Raw genomic sequence first — 21,794 nt, forward strand, 5'->3', positions numbered from 1 at the left:
GTAGACAGGCAAGGGGGCGGTTTCTATAGTGCGCCGGGGGTTGGTACCACGGAAGGGACGGGGTCAATGTCTATGGTGTTTGAGATCGCGACACAGCCGCTTCGCGAGGCGGCACAGGCCGGAGCGCCGGGGGTGCTCAATGGCAAGGCGGTGGCCGCCGCGCTGCTTGCGCAGGTCGAGGTTGCGACCGCCGCGCTGGCGCGTCGTGACATCGTTCCGACGCTCGCGGTGGTGCGCGTGGGCGACGACGTCGCCAGCGAGATCTATGTGCGCCACAAGGAGCGCGCCTGCGCGAAGGTGGGCATTGCCTTTCGCCAGGAGCATCTCCCCGCCACGGCGACTCAAGCTGAGGTGCTGGCCTCGCTGCGCCGTCTCAACGACGATGATGACGTCCACGGGATCTTGTTGCAGCTGCCTCTTCCCGGCGACATGAACGGCGCCGATCTGCTCACCGCGATCGACCCGCGCAAAGACGTTGACGGCTTTCATCCTCTGAACCTGGGCGGGTTGATGAGTGGCCACGCTGTGCTGGAGCCCTGCACGCCGCGTGGGGTGATGACCCTCCTGGCGGCCTCCGGTGTGGAGCTCACGGGCCGGCGCGCGGTGGTGATTGGCCGCAGCGTGATCGTCGGTCGACCCATGTCGCTGATGTTGGCCCGCGCCAACGCCACCGTCACCCTCTGCCACCGTCACACCCGCGAGCTTGCCGAGATCGTCTCCCAGGCCGAGGTGCTGGTGGTGGCCACCGGGGTGGCCGGGCTGGTTCGCGGCGAGTGGATACGACCCGGGGCGGTCGTCATCGATGTGGGGATCAGCCGCGTAAATGGCAAACTTCGCGGCGATGTCGACTTTGAAGGGGCGCGGCAGCGTGCGGGTGCCATCACACCGGTTCCCGGCGGTGTGGGCCCGATGACCGTGGCCACTTTAATGGAAAATCTGATTCGCGCGGTCTGTGTGCGACATGGTTTGATCTTTCGAAATGGCGAGCTCATTGATGCGGCCTCCGCCGGCGTCCGTTTCGACTCCGGCGTGGGGCTTGCCCCCTGGCGTGCTCGCCCCATTACACCCCGCTGAGCGTCTTAGCGCTCACGAGACACGCACAGCGCCAACCCTTCACCGGGCTGCGTGATGTGCCCCGATCATGGATGCGCATGATGTCTGATTCCCTTGACCGAGTCCCTCTTCACGACCGCCACGTCGCGCTGGGAGGACGCATGGTGCCTTTCGCCGGCTTCGAGATGCCGGTGCAGTATCAGGGCATCAAAGATGAGCACCTGGCGGTGCGTTCGGCCGTCGGCCTCTTCGACGTCAGCCATATGGGCGAGGTGGAGGTGCGTGGCCCTGACGCCATCGCAGCTGTCGACGCGCTGGTGACCAACAACGTGCGTGGGCTTGTGGATGGTCAGGCTCTCTACACCGTGATGTGCGCTCCGGATGGCGGCATCGTCGACGACCTGATCGTCTACAGACTCGCCGAAGATCACGTCTTCATCTGCGTGAACGCAGCCAACCGGCATAAGGATGTCGCGTTTATGCGGGAGCATCTCCCGAACGTCGACGCGACGCTGGAGGACACCTCCGACCACTACGTGCAGCTTGCGCTGCAGGGCCCGAAGGCCGAAGCCTTGCTCAAGCCCCTGGTCGACGACGCGGATCTCTCCGCGCTGAAGCTCTTTCGCTGCGCCTGGATGCAGGTGGCGGGGGTGAACGCCCTGGTGGCCCGCACCGGCTATACCGGCGAAGACGGCTTTGAGCTCTACATCCCGGGAGAGGGCGGGGCGGTGGTCTTCGACACCCTCGTGGAGCGCTATGTGCCGAATGACCTTGTGATGTGCGGTCTCGGCGCGCGCGATACGCTCCGGCTGGAGGCGCGCCTTCCGCTCTACGGCCAGGATCTCAGCGCGGAGATCAATCCTCTGGAAGCGGGATTGAGTTGGGTCGTGAAGCTCGATGCCGGCCATGACTTTGTCGGCAAAGCGGCACTTGAGACGATCAAGGCTCAGGGCGTGACCCGGCGCCTTCGGGGGTTTCGCCTGGAGGGGCGTGGGGTGCTGCGTCCGGGGTATGCGATCTTTGTGGATGGGAGACCGGTAGGCGAACTTACCAGCGGTGGATACGCCCCGACGCTTGATGCCAGCATTGGGCTGGGATACATCGACGTGGAGCATACCGACGTGGAGCGCGCCGAGGTTGAGATTCGCGGTCGACGCTTTCCGGTTCAGGTCTCCAAAAAGCCATTTTACAGCCGTCCGCGCTAAGTCTACCCACCCCATGTTCGCGAGCGATGCTCGCGTTGAGGAGCCGTCATGCAACTTCCCGATTCCTACCGCTACTCCAAAGACCACGAATGGGTCAGCGACCAGGGCGATGGCACTGTGCTTGTGGGCATCACCCACTACGCGCAGGACGCGCTCGGCGACATCGTTTTTGTAGAGCTCCCCGAGGTCGGAGCGGAGCTTAACGCCGAAGATGATTTTGGCGTGGTCGAGAGTGTGAAGACCGTCTCAGACGTCTACGCGCCTGTCTCTGGCGAGGTGGTCGCGATTAATGATGCGCTCGAAGACGCCCCGGAGCTGGTCAACGAGAGCCCGTACCAGGAGGGCTGGATCGTGCGCATCAAGCTCAGCGACCCCGCTGAGATCAACGCCTTGATGGACGCCGCCGGTTACGAGGCGTTCCTTAACGATGGCGAGTCCTGATCATGCGCTACATTCCGCATACCGAAGATGATATCGCCCGGATGCTCGAGGCCATCGGTGTCGAGAGCATCGACGCGCTCTTTGAGCGCATTCCTCAAGCGCTGCGCGAGCGTGCGCGCGAGCTCAGCTTGCCGGCGCCGATGAGCGAGATCGCGCTCAATCAGCACCTGGGCGCGTTGGCTGCGCGCAATCAGAGCTCCGATCCCTCGACGGTCTCGTTGTTGGGGGCGGGGTGTTATGACCACGTGGTGCCGCAGGCGATCAATCAACTTCTCTTGCGTGCGGAGTTTCTGACCTCGTACACGCCTTATCAGCCCGAGATCAGCCAGGGCACCACCAAGACCATCTTCGAGTTTCAGTCGATGGTCTCGGAGGTGCTCGACATGCCGATCGCCAACGCCTCGATGTACGATGGGGCGCATGCCACCGCCGAGGCCGCGCTGATGGCCCAGCGCATCAGCCGTAGAGAGCATGTCTTTGTGGCGCGTAACGTTCACCCGGAGTACCGGGAGGTCATCGAGACCTACCTGCGCTACCAGGACGGGGTCTACCACGAGTTCGACGTCGATCCTGAGACGGGACGCATGGATCTCGACGACCTCAAGGCGCGGGTCGAAGATCCCAAACGGGTGGCCTGTGTGATCTTCCAGACACCGAACTTTCTCGGGGTCCTCGAAGATCCGCGCGAGCTTGTGGCCTGGGCGGAGGAACACAAGATCCTCACCGTCGCAGCCTTCAATGAGCCTCATGCCTTCGCGCTGGCGAAACCGCCGGGAAGTCACGGGGTCGATATCTGCGCGGGCGAAGGGATGGGCCTGGGAGTGGGACTGAGTTACGGCGGTCCGGCGCTCGGTATCTTCGCCGCCCGTGAGAAGCATCTTCGCGCGATGCCCGGGCGCCTCGCCGGCCAGACCGTCGACGCGATGGGGCGCGAGGGCTACGTGCTCACCCTCTCTACGCGTGAGCAGCATATCCGTCGGGCTCGCGCCACCAGCAACATCTGCACGAACCAGGGGCTGATGGCGCTGGCGGCGGCGATTTACTTGAGCTTGATGGGGCGAGAAGGGTTTAAAGAGCTTGCGAGCCTCAACATGGCTCGAGCTCGTCACGCGCTGCGAGCCTACGAAGCGCGTGGCCTGGGACGGCGCGTGTACTCGGGGAGCTTTTTCAACGAGTTCGTGGTGGAGTTGGACGCGCCAGCGCGCGACGTGATCGACGCCTGCCTCGACAAGGGCATCGCGCCGGGCTTTGACCTGGGCAGCGTGCGACCCGAATGGAGTCGGCATATGCTGATCGCCTGCACTGAGATGACCACCGCGGAATCGCTGGACCGCGCTCTGGACGCGGTCGAGGCGGCGCTCTAAAACGCTGCGTCGCACCACAAGAGCACGGCTGATCGAACCAGAGACTTGCGGGGGGGAGAACGGCGCTTAGCATTGCCCGCTCAGTCCAACATTTTCTATCAGGAGCCCCATGTACAGCTACGACGATGCGGGCCTGTTTGACGTTGAGGCAGGTCTCTCCCCCGACTTTGACACCCTGTGGTCGGACCGCTGCCAGGACGCGATCACCAGCCTTCAGCGTCGTATCGCCAGTGGCGAGCTGGGTTTTGCCTCGCTGCCTGAGCGCGATCCGATCGACCTCATCACCTGGGCCGAGGGGCGACGTGCGGAGGGCTGGACCGACCAGATTGTCATCGGCATCGGAGGCTCCAGCCTGGGAACACGCGCGGTGCTTGAGGCGATGGGGCCGGCCTGGAAGGCGGCGATCCGGACACATTTTGCCGAGAACCTCGACCCGGTCACGCTGCACGCGATCCTCGAGCAGGTGGATCTTCAGAAGACTCTGCTCGTTGTGGTCACCAAAAGCGGATCGACGATTGAGACGATGAGTCAGCTGTGGATTCTGTACGACGCGCTTGTTCGAGTAGTAGGACGCGAACAGGCCGACCGCCAGGTCATCGCGATCACCGATCCTCAGAAGGGCTCCCTGCGGGCGCTGGCGCAGGAGCGAGACTGGGAGAGCTTCGATGTGCCGCCCAACGTCGGGGGGCGCTTCAGCGTGCTCAGCGCCGTTTCGTTGGTGCCGTTGGCGCTGGCCGGCTACGACATCGACGGACTTCTCGGCGGGGCGCGTCGGTGTCTCGATGGGGGAGAGGATGCGTGGATGGGGCTGGCGCGCATTGCGGCGCAACATGTTGCGCTGGGCGACCAGGGCTACGGTCAGCTTGTGATGATGGCCTACGCCGACCGGCTCAACGCTCTGGTCGACTGGTTTCGCCAGCTCTGGGCAGAGAGCCTCGGAAAAGCGCGTGACCGCCGCGGAGCCCGCGTTCATACCGGGATCACGCCCATAAAAGCCATTGGCGCGATTGACCAGCATAGCCAGGTGCAGCTCTACATGGAGGGGCCCAACGACAAGCAGATCCTCTTCGTTGAGACGCGCTCACATAGCACCGACCTGACGATCCCGCTCTCGCCATCGTTGCCGGCCTCCCTGAGCCATTTGCAAGGGCGCAGCGTCGCGGAGATCCTTCAAGCGGAGGCGCAGGGTACTCGCGCGGCGCTTGCACGGGCGGGGCGTCCCACGGCCTGCTGGCGCCTGGAGTCGACGGGGGCTGCCAGCGTGGGGGGCTTCCTGACCGCCTGGATGGTCATCACCGCGCTCGCCGGCGAGCTGCTGGACATTGACGCTTTTGATCAGCCGGGGGTTGAGCTCGGCAAGAAGATCGCGCACGGACTTCTCGGGCATCCGGAGCATGGAGCTCTGGCGGATGAGACCGGGGCCGTTCCCATGAGTGATACTGCCGGCGCATGGACAGCTCGGCGTTGAGGAGAGCGGTGTTGGCTTTGCATTCAAGGGGCGACTTTGCTTTAATCAACCTGGAAGAATCCCGCTGACTCCCTGAGCTTGACCTGAGGTGGACGCGCCCCGGAGGGCGCTCTACACCCGGTCGGCTCAACGTAGCACGATTGCGCCTCATAACGAGGCGCGGCTGCCAACCTCGGTGGAAACCGCCCCGGCGGATTCGGAGACGAAGAAGGCGAATATGGGTAAGGACAGCACCGTCGTCACCGTCATCAGTCAGATCCCCAAGTCGGGATCGTCGATGCGCGATGCCTGCCTTGTGGTCATCAACGGGGGAGACCTCGGCAAGAAGTATGGACTCGCCCAGCCTTCGACCGTCATTGGCCGCTCCAGTAAGGTAGATATTCAGATCGACGAAGACTCGATCTCGAGGAATCACGCCGTTATTAACAACCTGGGCAATGAGATTGTGGTCCGCGATCTGGAGTCGACCAACGGGACCTACGTCAATGACCGCCCGGTGCGCGAGCATCGCCTGATGGACGGTGACCAGGTCAAGATTGGGCGCACGATCTTCAAGTTTCTTTCGGGCAGCAATATCGAGGCGGCCTACCACGACGAGATCTATCGCCTGACCACCACCGATGGCCTCACTCAGGTTTACAACAAGCGCTACTTCCTCAAAGAGACCGAGCGCGAGTTGAGCCGTTGCATTCGCTACCAGCGCGAGCTTTCGCTGGTGATGATCGACATCGATCATTTCAAACCGGTCAACGATACCTACGGACACCTGGCCGGGGATCACATCCTCAAGCAGGTGGCGCAGCGGATTGTGCGCTCGATTCGACGCGATGACATCTTCGCGCGTTACGGCGGTGAGGAGTTCATTCTGCTCCTGCCGGAGATCGACAAGGCGCGCGCGATTCAGCTCGCCGAAAAGATCCGCGTGCTGATCAGCGAGGAACCCTTCACCTTTGATAACGTGGATATCCCCATTACGCTCTCGATGGGCGTGACTGATCTGCGCGAGTATCTGGCGCGCTTTGCGACCCCTCAGGAGATCGACATGAGCGCGGAGGTCAACGCGTTCGCGTTCATCAAGATTGCAGACGAGCGGCTCTACAAAGCCAAAGAGACCGGTCGAAATCGCGTCGTGGGTCAATAGCCGCGTCATCGGTTCGTGTGCGATTGGGTCTGAAGATCGTCTTAAAACCACCGACACAGAGTAGCGGCCGGCAGTAATCACTGCCGGCCGCTTCTCTGTGTTTGGAGGGCTGTTCAGCACATCTGCCGAGCGTCTTTTCAGCTCAGGCGGTGGAACTTGATGAGGTTGGTCTCGGTACCGTGTCCGGCCGGTGAGCCCATCACGACAATGATCTCGTCGCCCTTTTTGGCGCCGCGCTCGCGGCGCATCAGATCTTCGGCCCGCTGGAGCATCAGGTCAGTGCTCTGTGACATCTCCAGCAGGTAAGGCTCAACGCCCCAGTAGAGGGCCATCTGCCGGTAGACCTGCTCGGAGGGCGTGCAGGCGATGATCGTGTTGGTGGGGCGGTAGGTCATCATCAGCCGGGCGGTCGCTCCCGAGGTGGTCAGGACCACCAGGCCGGAGACGTTGAGTTCGTCGGCGGCGATTGCCGCCGCGCGGGCCACCGCGTTTGGGAAGGTCTTGAGGTGGCTGATGGAGCGAGGCTCGGGCAGGGAGTGGAAGCGTGGAGAACGCTCCACCTCTTCGATGATCGAGCTCATCATGCGCACCGCCTCAATCGGGTAGCGCCCGGCGGCGGTCTCGCCAGAGAGCATCACCGCGTCGGTACCGTCGAGGATGGCGTTGGCGACATCGGAGGCTTCCGCGCGGGTAGGGCGGAAGTTCTCCGTCATGGACTCGAGCATCTGGGTGGCGGTGATGGTGAGCCGCCCCTGTTCGTTGGCGCGAGCGATGCACATCTTCTGGAGCATCGGGACTTTCTGCGGGGGCATCTCCACGCCCAGGTCGCCGCGGGCGATCATGATGCCGTCGGAGACGGCGATGATGTCATCGATCTCGGCGATGGCCTGCGGTTTTTCGATCTTGGAGATGATCTTGATCGACTCGGCGGCGCTCTCGGGCATCCGCGAGCGCAGCTGATGAATATCGAGCGCGGAGCGCACAAAGCTCAGGGCGACGTAGTCGACACCCAGCTCCATGCCGAACTCCAGATCTTCGCGATCCTTCTCGGTCATGCTGGGAGCGGAGACGGCGGCGGTGGGCAGGTTGATGCCTTTGTTGTTTTTGAGCGTGCCCGCGACTTCCACCAGCGTGCGTACGTCCGGGCCCTGAACATCGACGACACGCAGGCGAATCAGGCCGTCGTCGAGCAGCAGGATGTCGCCGGGGCGCACGTCGCGATGGAGATCTTTGTAGGTGGTGGAGACGCGCTCCTGGTCGCCAATGATGTCGTCGACCGTGATCACAAACTCATCGCCACGCGCCAGCTCGACGGAGCCCGTCTCAAAGGTACCCACCCGAATCTTGGGGCCCTGAAGATCCTGGAGGATGGCCACCGGTCGACGTAGCTCCCGCGAGAGCTCACGCACCATGGTGTAGGTGGCGCGGTGGTCGTCGTGGGAGCCGTGGGAGAAGTTGAGCCGGGCGACGTTCATCCCGGCTTTGATCATCTCGGTGAGGACCTCTGGAGAGTTGGAGGCGGGCCCGAGAGTACAGACAATTTTGGCGTGGCGCATGGTCACCGCAATGGTTCAAAGAGCATGAAAAACGACGCGTTCAGGAGTCGAGGCACACCGAGGCGTTCTCGATGGTTCCCACGATCTGGCGCGTTCCACAGATGATACGAAGGTTGTTGCCAGCAGGGTCCAGAGGGCAAACGCCCTCGGAGCAGCGGGGCTGACACCACTGCTCACCGCCAATGGCGATGCATTCGCTGCCTTCGGGGCAGCCTCCGGCCTGGCAGTTGCGCGTGCAATAGCCGATGGCGATATCGTCGGAGTCCGAGAAGTAGTCCAGCCGGCAGGTCTCCGAGGCGCACTCGGTGTTGGAGGTGCAGCGCGCGCCGATGGACTTCAAGGCGTCAGGGACACACGCGTTGGCCCAGGCGATCTCGCCATCGACCTCGGTGTGCACGGCTACACAGCGCATGTCTTCACGGGCGCAGCTGACCTGGCATCGCTCCAGGCAGTGAGGCTCCTGCTGATGTTCGATGCCCTCGACGTTCCAGCAGGCCTCGTTGTCACCACAGGACGCACTCTGACAGTTGCTGGTGCAGTAGGAGGTGCCGCCCACGTTCAGACAGCTGCCGCCGGCGCACTCGCTGTCGGCGGAACACTCGGCGCCGTTGGCCAGACCATCGCGACACTCACCGGCGGCGCAGACCTGGCCCCCGGTGCAGGTGTCGGTACGGTAGGCCAGGCCGGTGGCGCGGCAGGTGAGCTGGGTCTGGGCGTCGACACAGCGCGACTCTCCCGGCGTGCAGATTGGGTCCGGCTCACAGACGCCGGCGCTGCAAGAGGAGCCCTCCTCGCACGGGTCGGGCTCGTAGGCCGTGCCGGTCTCGTTGCACACCTCGCGTGCGCCTCCGGCGCCGCAGCGCGCGGTGCCAGCGCAGCAGACCGGGCAGGGATCGGGGGCGGTGTCGACGTCATCTGCGTCGTTGCCCGTGTCCACAGGGTCGGGAGACGTGTCGTCGGTCGCGTCACTCTCCGAGGCGTCCTCTCCGGTGTCAGTGGCGACGATGGGAGCGTCTACGCCGGAACATGCCGAAAGCAGCGCGAGCAAGAGCAGGGAGAGCAGCGTCAGAATGGCCCGGCGCGCAGCGCCGCGGGCAGATGAGTTGCGCGCGCGATCGAGATCCATCGAGACTCCACAGGTTGGGCCGGCCACCACCGGGCGCAGGGCAAAAGTCAGCTTGAGAAACCGCGCTCAGACTAGGTTCTTGCCGCGCTGAATGCAACCGGGTTCGCGGGCCTGTCGACCCGCGCAGGCCCTCTAGCCCTGTGCGGAGTTGGGGGGGGCGTCGCCCGTCGATGCGAGGGCGTTTTCAAGTTCGGCGGCCAGGGCTTCGGTGTGGGCGCGGAGTTCGCGTAGCTCCCGTCGACGGGACTCCAGCGCCGACTGACCGTAGAGCCAGCCACCGGCAGCGCAGAGCAGGGCGGCGGGGAGACGCCCGCGTAGCCAGTCGGAGCCTCCGGACATCAACCCGACTTGAGCGCCGATCACAGCGAGCTGGTTGGCGGTGCTGGCGTTGGTGTCGCTCATGTCCAGCTGAGCTCGCAGTCCGCCAAGACGGGCGCGCGCGGCGCGTAGCTCACCGCGTCGGATATGCGCTTCGACCCGGATCAACTCGCGAGAGAGGCTCCCGAGCTCGGATTCAAGTTGTTGAAGTGGACCTCGAATGGTGGGCATATCGTCCTCAGTCGGTAGCAAAGCAAAGCGGGTGCGGTTGTAAGGAGCGCCAAATCTTGCGAAGTCACCGGCGAAGTCAAGCCAACGGCCGCGCTTCAACCGGAAATCTCAAAAGGAACGCGCACCGCCTGGGCCACCGTGAGTGGGTCGCCGGTGTCGAGTTGTTGCGCGCGACCCTGGGAGTCGAATGCGCGCACGGTGAGGGTGTGCGAGCCGGGGCTTAGCCCTTCGAGGGTGGCGCTCCAGCGAACCCAGACGTTGGGGAGCGGCCACTCGTCGTCGCTCTGCGCAGCGTCGGCCATCAGGGTCTGCAGCGCTGGCGAGAGGCTCTGACGAACCTCATCGGCGTCATCGCCGAGAAGGTCCGCCTGCTCCTCGGGGCCATCGTCGACGCTGAAGCGGACCTCGGTGATCGCCGCGTCGCCGCTGACGGCCACTCCCACGATCGTGACATCCGGGCCTTCCAGTGTGGCGCTTCGCCCGGCCAGGGTGATGGTGTGGTTGGCCAGGGCCATTTTTCCGGGCGCGTCGATGCTCTCGACGCCCCGGAAGCGCACCGTCTCATAGACACCAAAGGCTTCGTCACTGGCGGTGAAGTCCAGGCGCTCCAGCCACTTCATGTTTTTGTAGCCCCACATCTCCGGGATGATCAGGCGCACGGGGCCGCCGCGAAGTCGGCTCAAGGGCTCGCCATTGAGCTCGTAGGCGAGCATCACGGGAAGCTGGTCTTCGGAGGTGAGGCGCTCCAGCGGGATGTTGCTGGTGAACCCATCGGCGCCGAAGGTGCGGATCTTGACCGCGTCCTGTGGGATTGCGATCGCGTCGAGCACCGCAGCGAGCGGCACGCCCGTGAAGAGGCCGTTGGCGATCAGGCTGGTAAGCAGGGGCCCGAGGTTAAGGCTGAAGACACAGCGCAGGGTCTTGAAGTAGGTCAGCTCCTCGCCCTCTGCGCCCAGCTCCCGAAGCTGCTGGTAGGTCAGCGCTCCGAGCTCCTGGTCTCCGGTGGTGATGGTCAATCGCCAGTCGTCGGCGGCGATGTCAGGGGCATCTTCTTTGGCGATGGAGTTGCCGCTCTGCCAGAACCACACCCCGTCGTCCTGGGGGGTCACAAAGGGGGTGGCGCCGGCGGTGCCAAAGGTCTCCACATCGACGAACTCGCAGCCGCTCGTAAAGCGCAGCGCGAGCAGCGCAGCAGAGCCTGTGGCGAGCGTTTTTAGAAACTCACGGCGGTTAAAACGCGTCATAAAGGCTCCATCAGGGGGCGAACTCGTAGGCGACACCGACGATGAGGTCGGTGCTCTGGACGGTGTTGACCCCCCAGGGGGTGAGCATCACGTCCAGGCTCAGCTGAACATCGCCCGGGATGCTGGCGATCACGCTGGGGCCGACTTTCAAGTAGCTCTGGGTGAGCGGGGTGAGGTTGAAGATGTCGAGCGCCTCCGGTGGTCCCAGCCCGATGACGGACTGTGCTACGCCACGGATCCAGACCGCGTCGTGCGGCGCCCAGCCCACTTCGGCCATGATCGGGATCTCGTCGTACATGGTCACGCGCTCGCCGCCTGCTGCCTGACGATCGCCACGCAGACGATAACCCACGCTCATCGAGGCGTAGAAAGGACGCGGCCAGAGGCTGGCCCCCACGGAGAGTCCGAGCTCATGCTCGCGGACGCCGTTACCGAGGGTGGGGACCATCGGGTCGGGATCGGCGGTGTAGCCGGTCGGGGACTTGGTGGCGGCGTAGGCGGAGAGGACCACCGGGGCTTCAATGATGCTTGCGCGAGCCCCCAGCCAGACGTCACCCAGCCCGCTGACGCGGGCGCGCTGGAGGTCGCTCTCCAGCGTCAGGGATTGGAACGCGGCGCTGCCGTAAAGGGTCAGGCGCGGCAAGATGCCGTACTCGGCGTAGCCAAAGGCTGCTGTGGAGGCAAAGGTGCCCGCGACGTCGTCGCTGAGCAGCTGGAAGGTCTCGCCGGTTTCTTTGTACTGCTGGTCGGCGCGCGCGTGGCCCAGGCTGAGCTTGGCGTAGAAGCCACGGTCGGGTTGGGTCCAGGCTCCGGCGACGGCCGGGCTTGCCGGCATGAGCAGCAGGAGCGCCAGGCTCATTGCGATCGTTCGGATCACGATCCGAGGGGTGATATCGCGCATGCGCAAACCCGAAAGGAGGGAATCAAAGACAGCCCTGAGCTTCAGCAGGCAGCCAGCTTAACCGCAGTGATCGGGTGATACCAGAGGCGATCAAGGGCCGAACGCTCAGCGTTGCCCGCGAAGCTGCTGCAAGACCACGCTGAGGGCGACAATGACGTTCCCTGGTGCCAGTACGACAAGAAGGTAAGGCAGGACCCCGCCGATGGCCATGAGCATTGCGACGAAGACGATAAAGTCTTTGCGAAACGCGTAGTGCAGAAGGGAGAGCGCGCGCTTGAGCGGCGAGGGGGATGTGTCTTCGCTCTTAAAGCTCCACTCGAAGGCCAGGAGGTCGCCGCGGCCTCGGGCAATCAGCCAGCGGTAATACACGATCATGCTGGCGAGCTTGCCGGCGCCGGCGGCCAGGCCCAGGTAGAGCCAGATGTCGGGGCCGATGGTGGCCAGCCCGGTCTCCATTGTGCGCCAGGCGCCCACGCCCAGACCGATGTAAAGCAGCAGGTCGGAGAGGTCGTCGCTCACCGTATCGAGCCACTCGCCGAGGACGCTGAATTCATAGCGGACTCTGGCGAGCTCTCCGTCGACGCCGTCAATGACCGAGTTGAGCTGGTAGAGGATCCCCGCAGCGAGAAAGGCTGCATAACCCCCGACGCCGGCGGCCACAGCGGCGGCGATGCCCAGCGAGAAGGTGATCGCCGAGATGTGGTTAGGGCCGACGGGCGTGGCGACGAGCGCGCGGCTCATCGTCAGGCTCAAGTGACGGTTGAGGTGGCGCGAGACGATGCCGTCCTGCGGTTTGCGGCAGTCGTTGAAGAGGGCGTTTTCCGCCCGAGCGACGTCTTCGGGTCCGCGCAGCAGAAGGGACCATCCCTCAGAGGTGTGGGCATCGGTCGGCGAGGGCGAAGCGGCGCGAAGCGCCGCGAGTTCGGCCAGCCCGTCTTGATTCTGTGTGTACGCCACAGCGTGGATCTGGTGTTCACCGAGATTTAGCCGCTCGCCGGTGCGGCCTGCCTCGCAGCGCTCGACGGCGCGTTGCACCACCGCGCGTTGGAAGACGCGGTCGGCGGGGATCGTCAGCAGGACGCTCGGCTGAAGATCTTCGAGCAGCGCCGCGACCTGGCTCGCATCGACGATATGGACTTCGCCGCGCCGACGTGTCGCCCCAGAGAGCGCCTCGCTCAACCGGGGGGCGGCCCAGCGGGCGTCGCTCACGATCACGACTGTCGCGACGCCACTGACAAGGCACATCCGGGCGATGCGGTCGATCAGGGCGAGCCCGGCGATCTCCACATCCGGGGAGAGTTCGTCGGGCAGGGTGCCCGGGTCGGTGATGGCGATGGTGGTCATAACAGGCAGCTCAGCGCGCCGTCTCGGCGTAGAGTTGCTGAGCGAGCTCGCGCTCGTCGGAGCTCTCGCAGAGGAACTCGAGCCCGTAGGCGCGTCGTCCGGCGACCTCGGTGCGGCGGCGGACGAGGGCGCGCAGCGCGAACTTCTGGACCTCAGGGCCCCCGATGACGGTCACCGTCAGGTCGACCTCGGTGCCGTCGGCGATGGTCGATTCGGTTTTGACCAGGCAACCGTTGAGGCTGACGTTGACCACCTGTCCAAAAATCTCGCGCGGGCCGCCGCTCCAGGTCATCGTGGCGATGGCGCGGGTGGCGTGGCGGCGGATGCGGGTGTGCGGGCCGGGTTCAAAGATCGGTGCGCCCGGGCCGGAGCGAAGCTCGGTGGTGGCGGGGGCGTCGATGTTCAGGGGGGATGCGCTCATGATGACCTCCGTGTCTGAAAAGCGTGGGTCGACCGATCCGTGGTCGTCGTCGCGTGAAGGGCACAACCCCGTGCCCGATGCGACCGCCGCAGGTTAACCCGGGAGATCGGAGGCGCAACTATTTTTCCGACGCGTTGTCGTCCTCGTGCAGACGAAGATCGCCGCCGGGCAGTCGCAGCACATAGCCGCGCGCGTCTTCCGCCAGGTAGTCGGCGATGCTGTGATACACAGAGCGTTTAAAGCGCGCCTCGAAGCGCCCCTCCTTAACGGGCGCGTAGAGACGGCCGCCCTCGGCGTAGCGCAGAGTGTTGGCGTGCAGATCCTCTTTGGTGCCGTCGCTCAGCCAGATGCGCGGCGGGACGGCCTCCCAGTCGGCGCGATCCACGAAAAAGCCGGTGTCTTCGACGACGATGGGGTAGGTAAATCGCCCGATCTCCAGCACCCAGGTGCCGCCTTCCGTGCGGTTGACGCTGCGGCTGAAGAGGTCGACGACGCGCTGGTTTTCAAAACGAAGGCCCTCGTGCAGCCAGGTGCCGTTGGCGTCGAGACGGATCTCCTGCAGGGTTCCGCCCTGACGCAGGAAGTCCTGGACCACCGGGGGGAGCGTGGGATCGATGCTGTCGTGTGACGGGGAGGCGTTGTTATCGTGATCAGCCATGACGCTCCTCCACCACAACGGGACGACCGCGCTCAAACGCGAAGATCGCGCGGGTCATCGGCGTGTCGCTGGTTTCAAAGACCTCGTCGGTGGCCGCGCGAAGCTGCTCGAGGTTCCCGTCACTGGACTCGTGAATCACCAGCAGATGATCGGGGGAAGGGAGTGAGAAACGCAGACCAGAGCCGACCTCGGTGTAAAAGGCGTCGGCGTAGACCATGGCGCGCGCCGCGTCGTGACCGTCGCCGGCGTGCAGGCGCCGAACGTGAAGGTAGTCCTCAAACTGGCGCGACTGAAGTTCGCGGGTGCGATGGAAGAGCATGCTCCGCGCGCCGGCGAAGACGCGGTCTGCCGTCGCCCCCCATCGGTCGAACTGATCGGTGGTGAGCACGCGCAGTCCCGGGCTGATGCGGATGACGTAGGCGCAGACCACCTCGTCGCTGACAGGCTGAACCCAGGCCGGGTGGCCGTGTACGGCCTCTACCCCCATCGCAAACGTGGGTGGCTGGTAAACAGGCATCAACGCGCCGGCGCTCTCCACAAAGCTCCATTCGGAGGCTTTGGAGTGACGTGGCTCAAGAAGCGCATGCTCCACGCCGCTGACGAAGCCGCTGATAAGCGCCTTGATGCGATCGTCGTGGCTCTGCGCGAGGCGCTCAAGAAGGGGGCCGGGATCCACGTTCGCTTTCCGCGCGGAGGGGCCACGGCCCATCGCAACGTTAAAGGTGCCCGCGACCTCGGAGGGTTGCAGGTTGGCGAGGCGCAGGCTCTCGGCGATGTAGGCCAGATGGTCGTTCATAGAAGGTCGGCTTCAAGGGATAAGGGAAGAAGGGGGATGGCGAAACTCGCGCTCGGGCGAAACGATAAACACCTGTGCAGCGGGTCAACGATCGGCGGCGGTCCATCCGGAATCCTCGCGGGCGTCAGTCCGCGCACCAGAGGTCTGCGGGGTCTGGCAGATCGTGGCCCGGCCAGGACCAGTCCCCGGGGACCAGTCGAAGCGCGTCGCGCTCAAGCTGCCAGTGGGCATCGGTCAGGGGGAAAGGGTGATTTTTAAAGTGATGGTTTAGGCTTTCTGAAAGTGTTGCCTTGGCTTTCTGGCGCTCGTGTTCACCGGGGGGATCAGGACGAACGATCAGCAGATGATCGCGGGTCGGTGTGGCGATCAAGCCTCGATCCTGGGCGCTGTCGAAGTCGAGCTCCGGCATCACAAGCGCGCGGGACGCCCCAAAACCCTCGGTCGTCGAGAGGGTGCGCAGTCGCACGCCCTCGACCTCTCTGGAGGTCGTTCCGCGGACCTTGTAGGAGTTGTAAAAGAGCGCGGTGCGGGCCTTCTCCCAGCGCGTCGCCTCCTCGGTATCGCCGGCTTCCTGCCGCGCGCGGGTTATCACGTCGATACGCAGACCGGTCTCATGGATGATGACGGCCTCGAGGTTTCCCCCGGAGTCCAGGGCTGGTTGCCAGAGCGCGTCTTCCTGGCTGACGACCTCGAACCAACGCCGTGTCCATCGGGGGACGAGATGCAGCAGGTGATCCCCGTAGAAGGTCGGCGCCTCGTGGTAGCGTTGCACCGCAGTGCGGCGAAAGCGCGGCTCCTTCCTTGGCGCATCTCGCTGCGCATGCTCCACGTCCAGCCCCAGGCGAATGCCGTAGAGGGCCCAGGCGGCGGTCGCGCGCCGGATAGCGGTATCGGGGGAGGGCAGGGCGGCGGCTCTCACGCGTGCGCTGAGCCCCCGGCGCTCGATCACCCGGGTATCCCCCTCGTGGCGCAGGCTAAGACCCAGCGCGTGGGCCAGCGCTTCGTTGGAAAACTCCGCCTGCGTCACCCGGCTTGCTCCTCAACACGCTGACGAAAGACCTCGGAGCGGAAGGGCCGAAAGCCCGACTCGTGGCTCTCGAAGAGGTGGGTCTCGATCTCGGCCAACGCGCCGTCTTCGACCGTGTAGATGTTGAACTTTCCGGCCATTACCGGGTCGCCGCCTTCCATCGACGTGCTGCCCGCCTCACACACAAAGGTCGTGCCCGGTTCGCCAAGTTTGGGCACCTGCAGCACCGAGAGGTAGTGGTTGTGGCCGTGAAGGATCAAGTCGACGTTCTTCTGCCGCAGCGTCGTGAGCACCTGGTCGGCGTTGAGCAGGCGGCGGTTGAAGTTAAAGCGGTGGTGCTCATCGGCCATCAGCGGGTGGTGTACCACCACAACCTTAAAGCGAGACTTGAGTCTTTCGTCGTCGAGCATGCGGGAGGCCTGCTCAAGCTCATCTTCAGCAACCTTGCCGGTGGCGAAGAGCCAGGGCGTGGCAAGTCCGCTGTTCAGGCCGATGAACGCCACGTCCTGGCGGAGGTGGCAGAAGGGGTAGCCCCGTTCAAGCTGGTACTCAGGGAGGTCACTTACGAGGTAATCCTTAAAGTGGCGCTCGAACCTTCCTTCTCGGGCCGCGCCCGGCGTGTAGTAGTCGTGGTTTCCAGGCACGATGCTCACGCGGGTGGAGGCCGACTCGATGCTGCGGATGATCTCGGCGGCAGCCGCGAACTCGGAATCCAGCGCCAGGTTGGTCAGATCGCCGCTGATGACGATGTGATCCACATCCAGGGAGGCCAGCGCTTCGAGCGCCCGCTCGACGACCACCGAGGAGTGGGCCTTGGAGCGATTGAGCAGCAGGTTGAGGCCACCAATCATCCGCTTGTTCAGATACTGCCAGGGGCGGACATCGGAGATGGCGAGGATATGAAGGTCGGAGATATGGCCAATGCGCATGGCGCGGCTCCTGAAGTTGAGCGGTTGGGGCGCTCAACGACCGGAGCCGGAGCGCGTCAAGGGGTGCCGCCCTGAGCTTCAATAAGCTCAATGGTGCGGCTGGCGACGTTGTTGGCGCGGTTAACATCCCCGAACTCATCCAGAGGGTCAACGACCACGTGCAGGTAACCCGTGCCCGGGGTGTAGCCTGCGGGTAGCGCGACCTGACCGGTGACCTCCAGCGTTTGCCCCGGGGCGACATCGCCGAGCGTGAACTCACCGAGGAAGATGTCCTCGGTGTCGTTGCGGATGGCCGAGGTGCCCAGGAAGACCTCGTAGGAGGGCGCTGCGGCGGCCTCGCCACCGGCGTTGGTGAGGTCGAAGCCGTAGCGCACCACGTCGCCTTCCTGATAGGAGCCCGGTCCAATCGTGAGGTTGGTGGCGCTCAGATCGATGCCCGGAAGGTCTTCGGCTTCCAGGGTGTAGGTGACGCGACGCTCGCTTCCGCCGACCGAGATCTCCACGAAGTATCGCCCGGAGACCGGTGGTACGTAGTTGACCAATTCGGCGCGGGGCAGCCCCGGCGCGCTCTCATCAAGATCATCGGGGGTGCGATTGGGGCGGTAGATCTGCATACGCAAGATCCCGGGCTGTGCGGCCGGCTCCAGGTTGGCCCGCAGGGTCACCGGTTGCCCGGCGGCCAACTCGACGTGGTAGACGTCGACGTCACCCACCGGGCAGCGATCCAGGGCGGCCGGAGCGTCGAGGGCGGCGCGGAGGCTCGTGGCGTTGTCGAGATCGTTGTTGGGCTCAAAGTCCCCGTCGCAGCGCAGCGCCGGGTCCACCTCGCGCACGTCCAGATCCAGGGTGTAGGTCGTGGACGCGTCCGGGTCGATGGGAACCAGCGAGACGCGCAGGTAGTAGCACTGCGCCCCGTTGACGTAGTCGACGCCGACCTGCTCCTGGTCCACGCCGCTGCGCGCGGAGGTGTCGATGACGCTGCGGTCGGCGGCAAAGAGGCGCAGATCGAGGTCGCCCTGGCTGTTGAGGAAGTTGATGGTGGCGTCGAACTGCTGCCCGTCTCCGACGCAGATCTCGTAGTAGTCGCTCTGGCCGGCACAGGCCAAAAGGTTGCTGAAGCTGCCCTCGGAGAGTGACGCGGCGTCATCAAACGAGGCGTTGGGGGAGAAGGGATCGAAGCAGCGCGTGAAGACCTCAAAGGAGGCGCTAAACGCGGCGTTGTTGCTCACGCGGGATTCGTTGAGCGCGCCTGCCGGGTCGAGCACCAGCGCCAGGTGGTAGGTGCCATCGGCAAGGCCCGCGCTCAGCTGCACCGGGAGGGTAAGCTGGCGGCTCGAGCCCGAGGCAATGGAGTCGATGGGGAAGTTGCCCAGCGTGATATCACCCTCACCACCGAGCTCACGGGTGGCCGTCAGGACCACGCGGGCCTCGAAGCTGCCGGTGGCCTCATCGCCGATGTTCACAACCTCGGCGCTCAGGTCGATGGTCGCGCCTGCTGACCACGTGGTCTGCGGGGGAAGCTCCAGAGCTCTCGGAAGCACATCGACGTCGTCCGCAAGGTCGAGCACCTGCACATCAAGCTCATAGTAGTTCTGATCGCCGGCGCTCCGACCGCAGATCGAGTAGGGGTACACCCGGCTCTCCGGTGCCAGAAAGACCGCCACCTGCTGCTCATCATCGTTGGACGCACGCGCCAGCTGCTCCGAGCCGTTAGGCGCGAAGAGGGTGGTCTGCAACGCGCCGCGCTCGCCATCAAAACGCGTCGTGACGATCAGCGACTGCCCGGCGCTCACCTGGGTCTCGTAGAAGTCGCAGGTGTTGGGTACGCAGACCGCCGCGTCCTGGCTTCCGGCTCCGATCGTGACCGCATCGAAGACCTCATGGTTCGGGCTGTTGGCATCCTCAACGCAGGTGCAGAAGGGGCCCTCGACCACAAGCGGGTTGGAGCCGGTGCGACGGTTGTTGGTGACGTTCTCTTCAGGCAGCAGCTCGTTGGTGTCGACCGCCATGCCAAAGCTCTGCTGCTCGACGAAGTCGGCGCACTGGGCCTCGACCTCAAACTCAAGCTCCTCGCATTCCCCGGGGTTGATGTTGGGGATCTCGAAGGTCTCAATGGGCTCGGCGCCGAAGTCCACGGAGGTGCCCGCCGAACGGAAGAGCGCTCCGGCGGTGGCGCCCGAGGCGTTGGAGCCGTCCACGCAGACCTCCGCGCTCACCGTGACCAGTTCACCCTGAGCGGCAGCGGTGGGCACGGTGAGTGAGGCGATAAAAAGATCGATGTCCGCCTCATCGGTGATGTTCACCGCCTCGAGCTGGAGCGCGGTGTTGTTGGAGCGGAAGGGCTCGTCGATGGCCCCCAGCGGGTCACACACCAGGTAGGGGAAGTAGACGCCGGGGCGCACGAGCATCGGCACGTTAATCGTGCGCTCGACCTCGCGGGTGGCGCTGCTGGCCAGCGCGGCGACGTTGATGTTGGTGATGCGCAGATCGTTGTCGACGTTAGCCCGCGCCTCCAGCCCCAGGTAGACGCCGCAGAAGAAGCTGCCCACATCCAGGGTGCCCTCGTTGGCGATCGTCGCGACGACCTCGAGGTTGCCGCCGAGGTAGGTGCTCTGCGGCGTGACCGTGAAGTCCCGCACGGCGATGTCCGGGCCGTCGACGAGCTGGTCGGACACCACGATCGGGGTCTCCAGCGCCAGCTCGTTGTTGTCGAGGGTGCTCTCCTCAACGTCACCATCTTCGGAGAACGCTTCGACGAAGAGGTACACCTCAAGGTCGCTCTCCGGCTCGGGGATGAGCTCCTCGTCCAGGACAAAGACCTCCGGGCCGATGACGCGGGATGCCTGCGCGGGCAGCCCTATCGGGGCGCTCTCGTGGATGAGGATGGCGGAGTCATCGCGCACCGGATTTCCCACCTGCAGGTAGGTTCGGTGCACCACGTTAAAGACGTCTTCGCCTCCGCGATTTTCCAGGACAAAGCCGCGGGTCAGGCGGTTCAGCGTAGGGAAGGCGCGGTCCGGGCTCACCACGAGCTCCGAGACGCTGATGTCGGCAAGGCCCGCGTCGAAGTTCTCCACGCGCAGCGGGCTCAGGCTTACCGCGATGTTGTCGTCGGGGTCGGTGTCTGCGAGCTCCCCGTCCGGATCCATCACCACAGCGACGAAGTAGGAGCCCGACGCCACCTCGGGCACGGCCGCCGAGAAGCCCACGTTACGGGTGGCGCCGCCGGCGAGTACTTCAGCGTCGTCGGTGGCGCCCTCAACGAGCGTCTCGCCAAGCACCGTGAGCCCCGTGAGGTCGTCGCGCGTTACCTGAGAGTCGGCCGAAAGGTATGCGCGGACCGGCACATCGGTGAGCACCGGTGAGGCGGTGCGGTTGATCAGGTCAAAGGAGATCGTGGCGTCTTCGCCGGTGCGCACGTTGGTCGGCCGCGCGCTCACCGACTCCACACCCACGTTAATCGGATCGTAGACCTGGTAGGCGATCGTCTCCAGGTCGGCGCGGTTGCCTTCAAAGAGCGCCTCAACCTCGATGGTGTACTCCCCGACCGACGCATAACGGTGGCTGGCCGAGCCGTCGACGCCCACACCGCTGAGCGTGGCGCCGTCGCCGAAGCTGACTCGCCAGCTAAAGTCATCCTCGCTGCGTCCCTCCGCCGGCGCGATCGTAAACGCCAGTCGGACCTCCACATCGGGATAGCCGGCCTCGGGGCGAAGCTCGTCGATCGTCAACGTCCCGGCGCCGCTGCTGTCGGGGTCGTCGCCGCAGCCCACGCCGGAAAAGCAAATCAACGCGGCGAAGAGCGCAAACACGGGCGCCGAGAAGAAGGAGAAAGCAGAGGTGCGCATGGCCATAGGTAACATCGGGGAAGAAGGGGCTTTATTACGCCGTGAGCTAGTGTTGACGGCGTAGTAGGGTCGTCCGCGTGAGGCGCTCCGGCAGGGGGCTGCCCGACCATCGGGACCTTACCACTCCATGAGGGTAGGGCGCACTCACGCTTCTCTCAGGTCGGTCATCCTGCGAAATGCCCTCGCGCATTTCAAGGTAAGGTGCCCGAATCAACGGGGATGGTGACGGTGCAAAACGCATCCTTAAAGACGTGTAAACGCCGACGGGCTCGGGGCGAAGCGCCTTGACGAAGTTTTGAGCGCTGGTCTAGCTTACATCGACGTTTCATCCCCCCCGCGACACTCCCCACCCGGAAGCGGAACCGTCCGCGATAGCGACTCGGGTGACCATTCTGAAAGAGAAGCAGGAGGAAGGCTCTTGTCGACGAATAATAACAAGCCAGATCTTTCGGATTTGAAGGCGCGGCTGGGGTTGAAACCCGCTGCTAAACCCGGGGCTTCGAAGCCTGCAGGTGCCGACAGCGCGAGCAGCTCCGGCGCGCGAGCGACCATTCCCCGTCCGGGGGCGGCCTCGCCAGCGCCCTCGTCGGGCAGTGATGCCGCGGTGGCGACGCCCTCGCGCCCGGTGACGCGTCCCAATCCGGCCGCGTCGGGAGCCCAGCCTGTGCAGGCTCAGCCTTCGCAACCCGCGGCGCAGGCCGCGCCAGCGCCGGTTCGCGAGAT

The 21,794-nt window shown here is 64.7% G+C and carries 17 protein-coding genes and 2 pseudogenes; 7 read left to right on the forward strand and 12 right to left on the reverse strand.

All coding sequences use genetic code 11. The annotated features are described in order from the left end of the window. Positions 1 to 72 precede the first annotated feature (72 nt). The 6 genes and pseudogenes from FRC96_RS19910 to FRC96_RS19935 all read left to right on the forward strand — a co-directional run. Positions 73 to 948, forward strand: a pseudogene (locus tag FRC96_RS19910) (bifunctional 5,10-methylenetetrahydrofolate dehydrogenase/5,10-methenyltetrahydrofolate cyclohydrolase); the annotation flags it as partial. Between the two features lie 206 nt (positions 949 to 1,154). Beyond that, positions 1,155 to 2,258: a glycine cleavage system aminomethyltransferase GcvT gene (gene gcvT / locus FRC96_RS19915; RefSeq protein WP_230470507.1), complete on the forward strand. Its 1,104-nt coding sequence runs from the start codon at positions 1,155 to 1,157 to the stop codon at positions 2,256 to 2,258. Between the two features lie 48 nt (positions 2,259 to 2,306). Next, on the forward strand, positions 2,307 to 2,699 hold the full coding sequence (gene gcvH, locus FRC96_RS19920) for a glycine cleavage system protein GcvH (protein WP_146977188.1): 393 nt from the start codon (positions 2,307 to 2,309) through the stop codon (positions 2,697 to 2,699). A gap of 2 nt (positions 2,700 to 2,701) precedes the next feature. Further along, positions 2,702 to 4,063 carry an aminomethyl-transferring glycine dehydrogenase subunit GcvPA gene (gene gcvPA, locus FRC96_RS19925; RefSeq protein WP_146977190.1) on the forward strand — a complete coding sequence of 454 codons (1,362 nt, stop codon included), beginning with the start codon at positions 2,702 to 2,704 and terminating at the stop codon, positions 4,061 to 4,063. Between the two features lie 109 nt (positions 4,064 to 4,172). Further along, entirely contained in the window at positions 4,173 to 5,531 is a 1,359-nt protein-coding gene (locus FRC96_RS19930; protein WP_146977191.1) for a glucose-6-phosphate isomerase, read from the forward strand. A 217-nt stretch (positions 5,532 to 5,748) separates the two neighbouring features. Beyond that, positions 5,749 to 6,672, forward strand: a complete 924-nt coding sequence (locus FRC96_RS19935; RefSeq protein ID WP_146977193.1) for a GGDEF domain-containing protein — start codon at positions 5,749 to 5,751, stop codon at positions 6,670 to 6,672. A 137-nt stretch (positions 6,673 to 6,809) separates the two neighbouring features. Here FRC96_RS19935 and pyk read toward each other — a convergent pair whose 3' ends face one another. The 12 genes from pyk to FRC96_RS19995 form a co-directional block, all read right to left on the reverse strand. Next, positions 6,810 to 8,228 (reverse strand): pyruvate kinase, encoded by a 1,419-nt coding sequence (gene pyk, locus FRC96_RS19940; protein ID WP_146977194.1) that lies wholly within the window; start codon positions 8,226 to 8,228, stop codon positions 6,810 to 6,812. Between the two features lie 40 nt (positions 8,229 to 8,268). Continuing rightward, a complete protein-coding gene (locus tag FRC96_RS19945) occupies positions 8,269 to 9,354 on the reverse strand; it encodes a hypothetical protein (protein WP_146977196.1) in 1,086 nt (361 codons plus the stop codon). A gap of 132 nt (positions 9,355 to 9,486) precedes the next feature. Further along, entirely contained in the window at positions 9,487 to 9,903 is a 417-nt protein-coding gene (locus FRC96_RS19950; RefSeq protein WP_146977198.1) for a hypothetical protein, read from the reverse strand. A gap of 95 nt (positions 9,904 to 9,998) precedes the next feature. Beyond that, entirely contained in the window at positions 9,999 to 11,147 is a 1,149-nt protein-coding gene (locus tag FRC96_RS19955) for a molybdopterin-dependent oxidoreductase (RefSeq protein WP_146977200.1), read from the reverse strand. A 10-nt stretch (positions 11,148 to 11,157) separates the two neighbouring features. Further along, positions 11,158 to 12,006, reverse strand: coding sequence for a hypothetical protein (locus FRC96_RS19960; protein ID WP_146977201.1), 849 nt, complete (start codon positions 12,004 to 12,006; stop codon positions 11,158 to 11,160). A gap of 147 nt (positions 12,007 to 12,153) precedes the next feature. Beyond that, positions 12,154 to 13,392, reverse strand: a complete 1,239-nt coding sequence (locus FRC96_RS19965; protein WP_146977203.1) for a CDP-alcohol phosphatidyltransferase family protein — start codon at positions 13,390 to 13,392, stop codon at positions 12,154 to 12,156. 10 nt (positions 13,393 to 13,402) lie between these two features. After that, the gene (locus FRC96_RS19970) at positions 13,403 to 13,813 is read right to left on the reverse strand and encodes a PilZ domain-containing protein (protein WP_146977205.1); all 411 of its coding nucleotides are present in this window, start codon (positions 13,811 to 13,813) and stop codon (positions 13,403 to 13,405) included. Between the two features lie 118 nt (positions 13,814 to 13,931). Beyond that, complete coding sequence (locus FRC96_RS19975; protein WP_146977207.1) at positions 13,932 to 14,471, reverse strand: DUF1285 domain-containing protein; 540 nt, start codon at positions 14,469 to 14,471, stop codon at positions 13,932 to 13,934. Further along, positions 14,464 to 15,267, reverse strand: a complete 804-nt coding sequence (locus FRC96_RS19980; protein WP_146977209.1) for a hypothetical protein — start codon at positions 15,265 to 15,267, stop codon at positions 14,464 to 14,466. The genes FRC96_RS19975 and FRC96_RS19980 overlap by 8 nt, the downstream gene beginning before the upstream one ends. Positions 15,268 to 15,391: 124 nt before the next feature. After that, complete coding sequence (locus tag FRC96_RS19985) at positions 15,392 to 16,294, reverse strand: hypothetical protein (protein WP_146977211.1); 903 nt, start codon at positions 16,292 to 16,294, stop codon at positions 15,392 to 15,394. Continuing rightward, positions 16,291 to 17,223 (reverse strand): metallophosphoesterase family protein, encoded by a 933-nt coding sequence (locus tag FRC96_RS19990; protein ID WP_146977212.1) that lies wholly within the window; start codon positions 17,221 to 17,223, stop codon positions 16,291 to 16,293. The genes FRC96_RS19985 and FRC96_RS19990 overlap by 4 nt, the downstream gene beginning before the upstream one ends. A 56-nt stretch (positions 17,224 to 17,279) precedes the next feature. Next, complete coding sequence (locus tag FRC96_RS19995) at positions 17,280 to 21,077, reverse strand: CARDB domain-containing protein (RefSeq protein WP_230470508.1); 3,798 nt, start codon at positions 21,075 to 21,077, stop codon at positions 17,280 to 17,282. 412 nt (positions 21,078 to 21,489) lie between these two features. On the opposite strand from FRC96_RS19995, the pseudogene FRC96_RS22500 reads away from it, so the two are divergent. Then, positions 21,490 to 21,794 (forward strand): annotated as a pseudogene (locus tag FRC96_RS22500) (hypothetical protein); the annotation flags it as partial.

The sequence above is a fragment of the Lujinxingia vulgaris genome (genome assembly GCF_007997005.1).
Classification (GTDB): Bacteria; Myxococcota_A; Bradymonadia; order Bradymonadales; family Bradymonadaceae; genus Lujinxingia.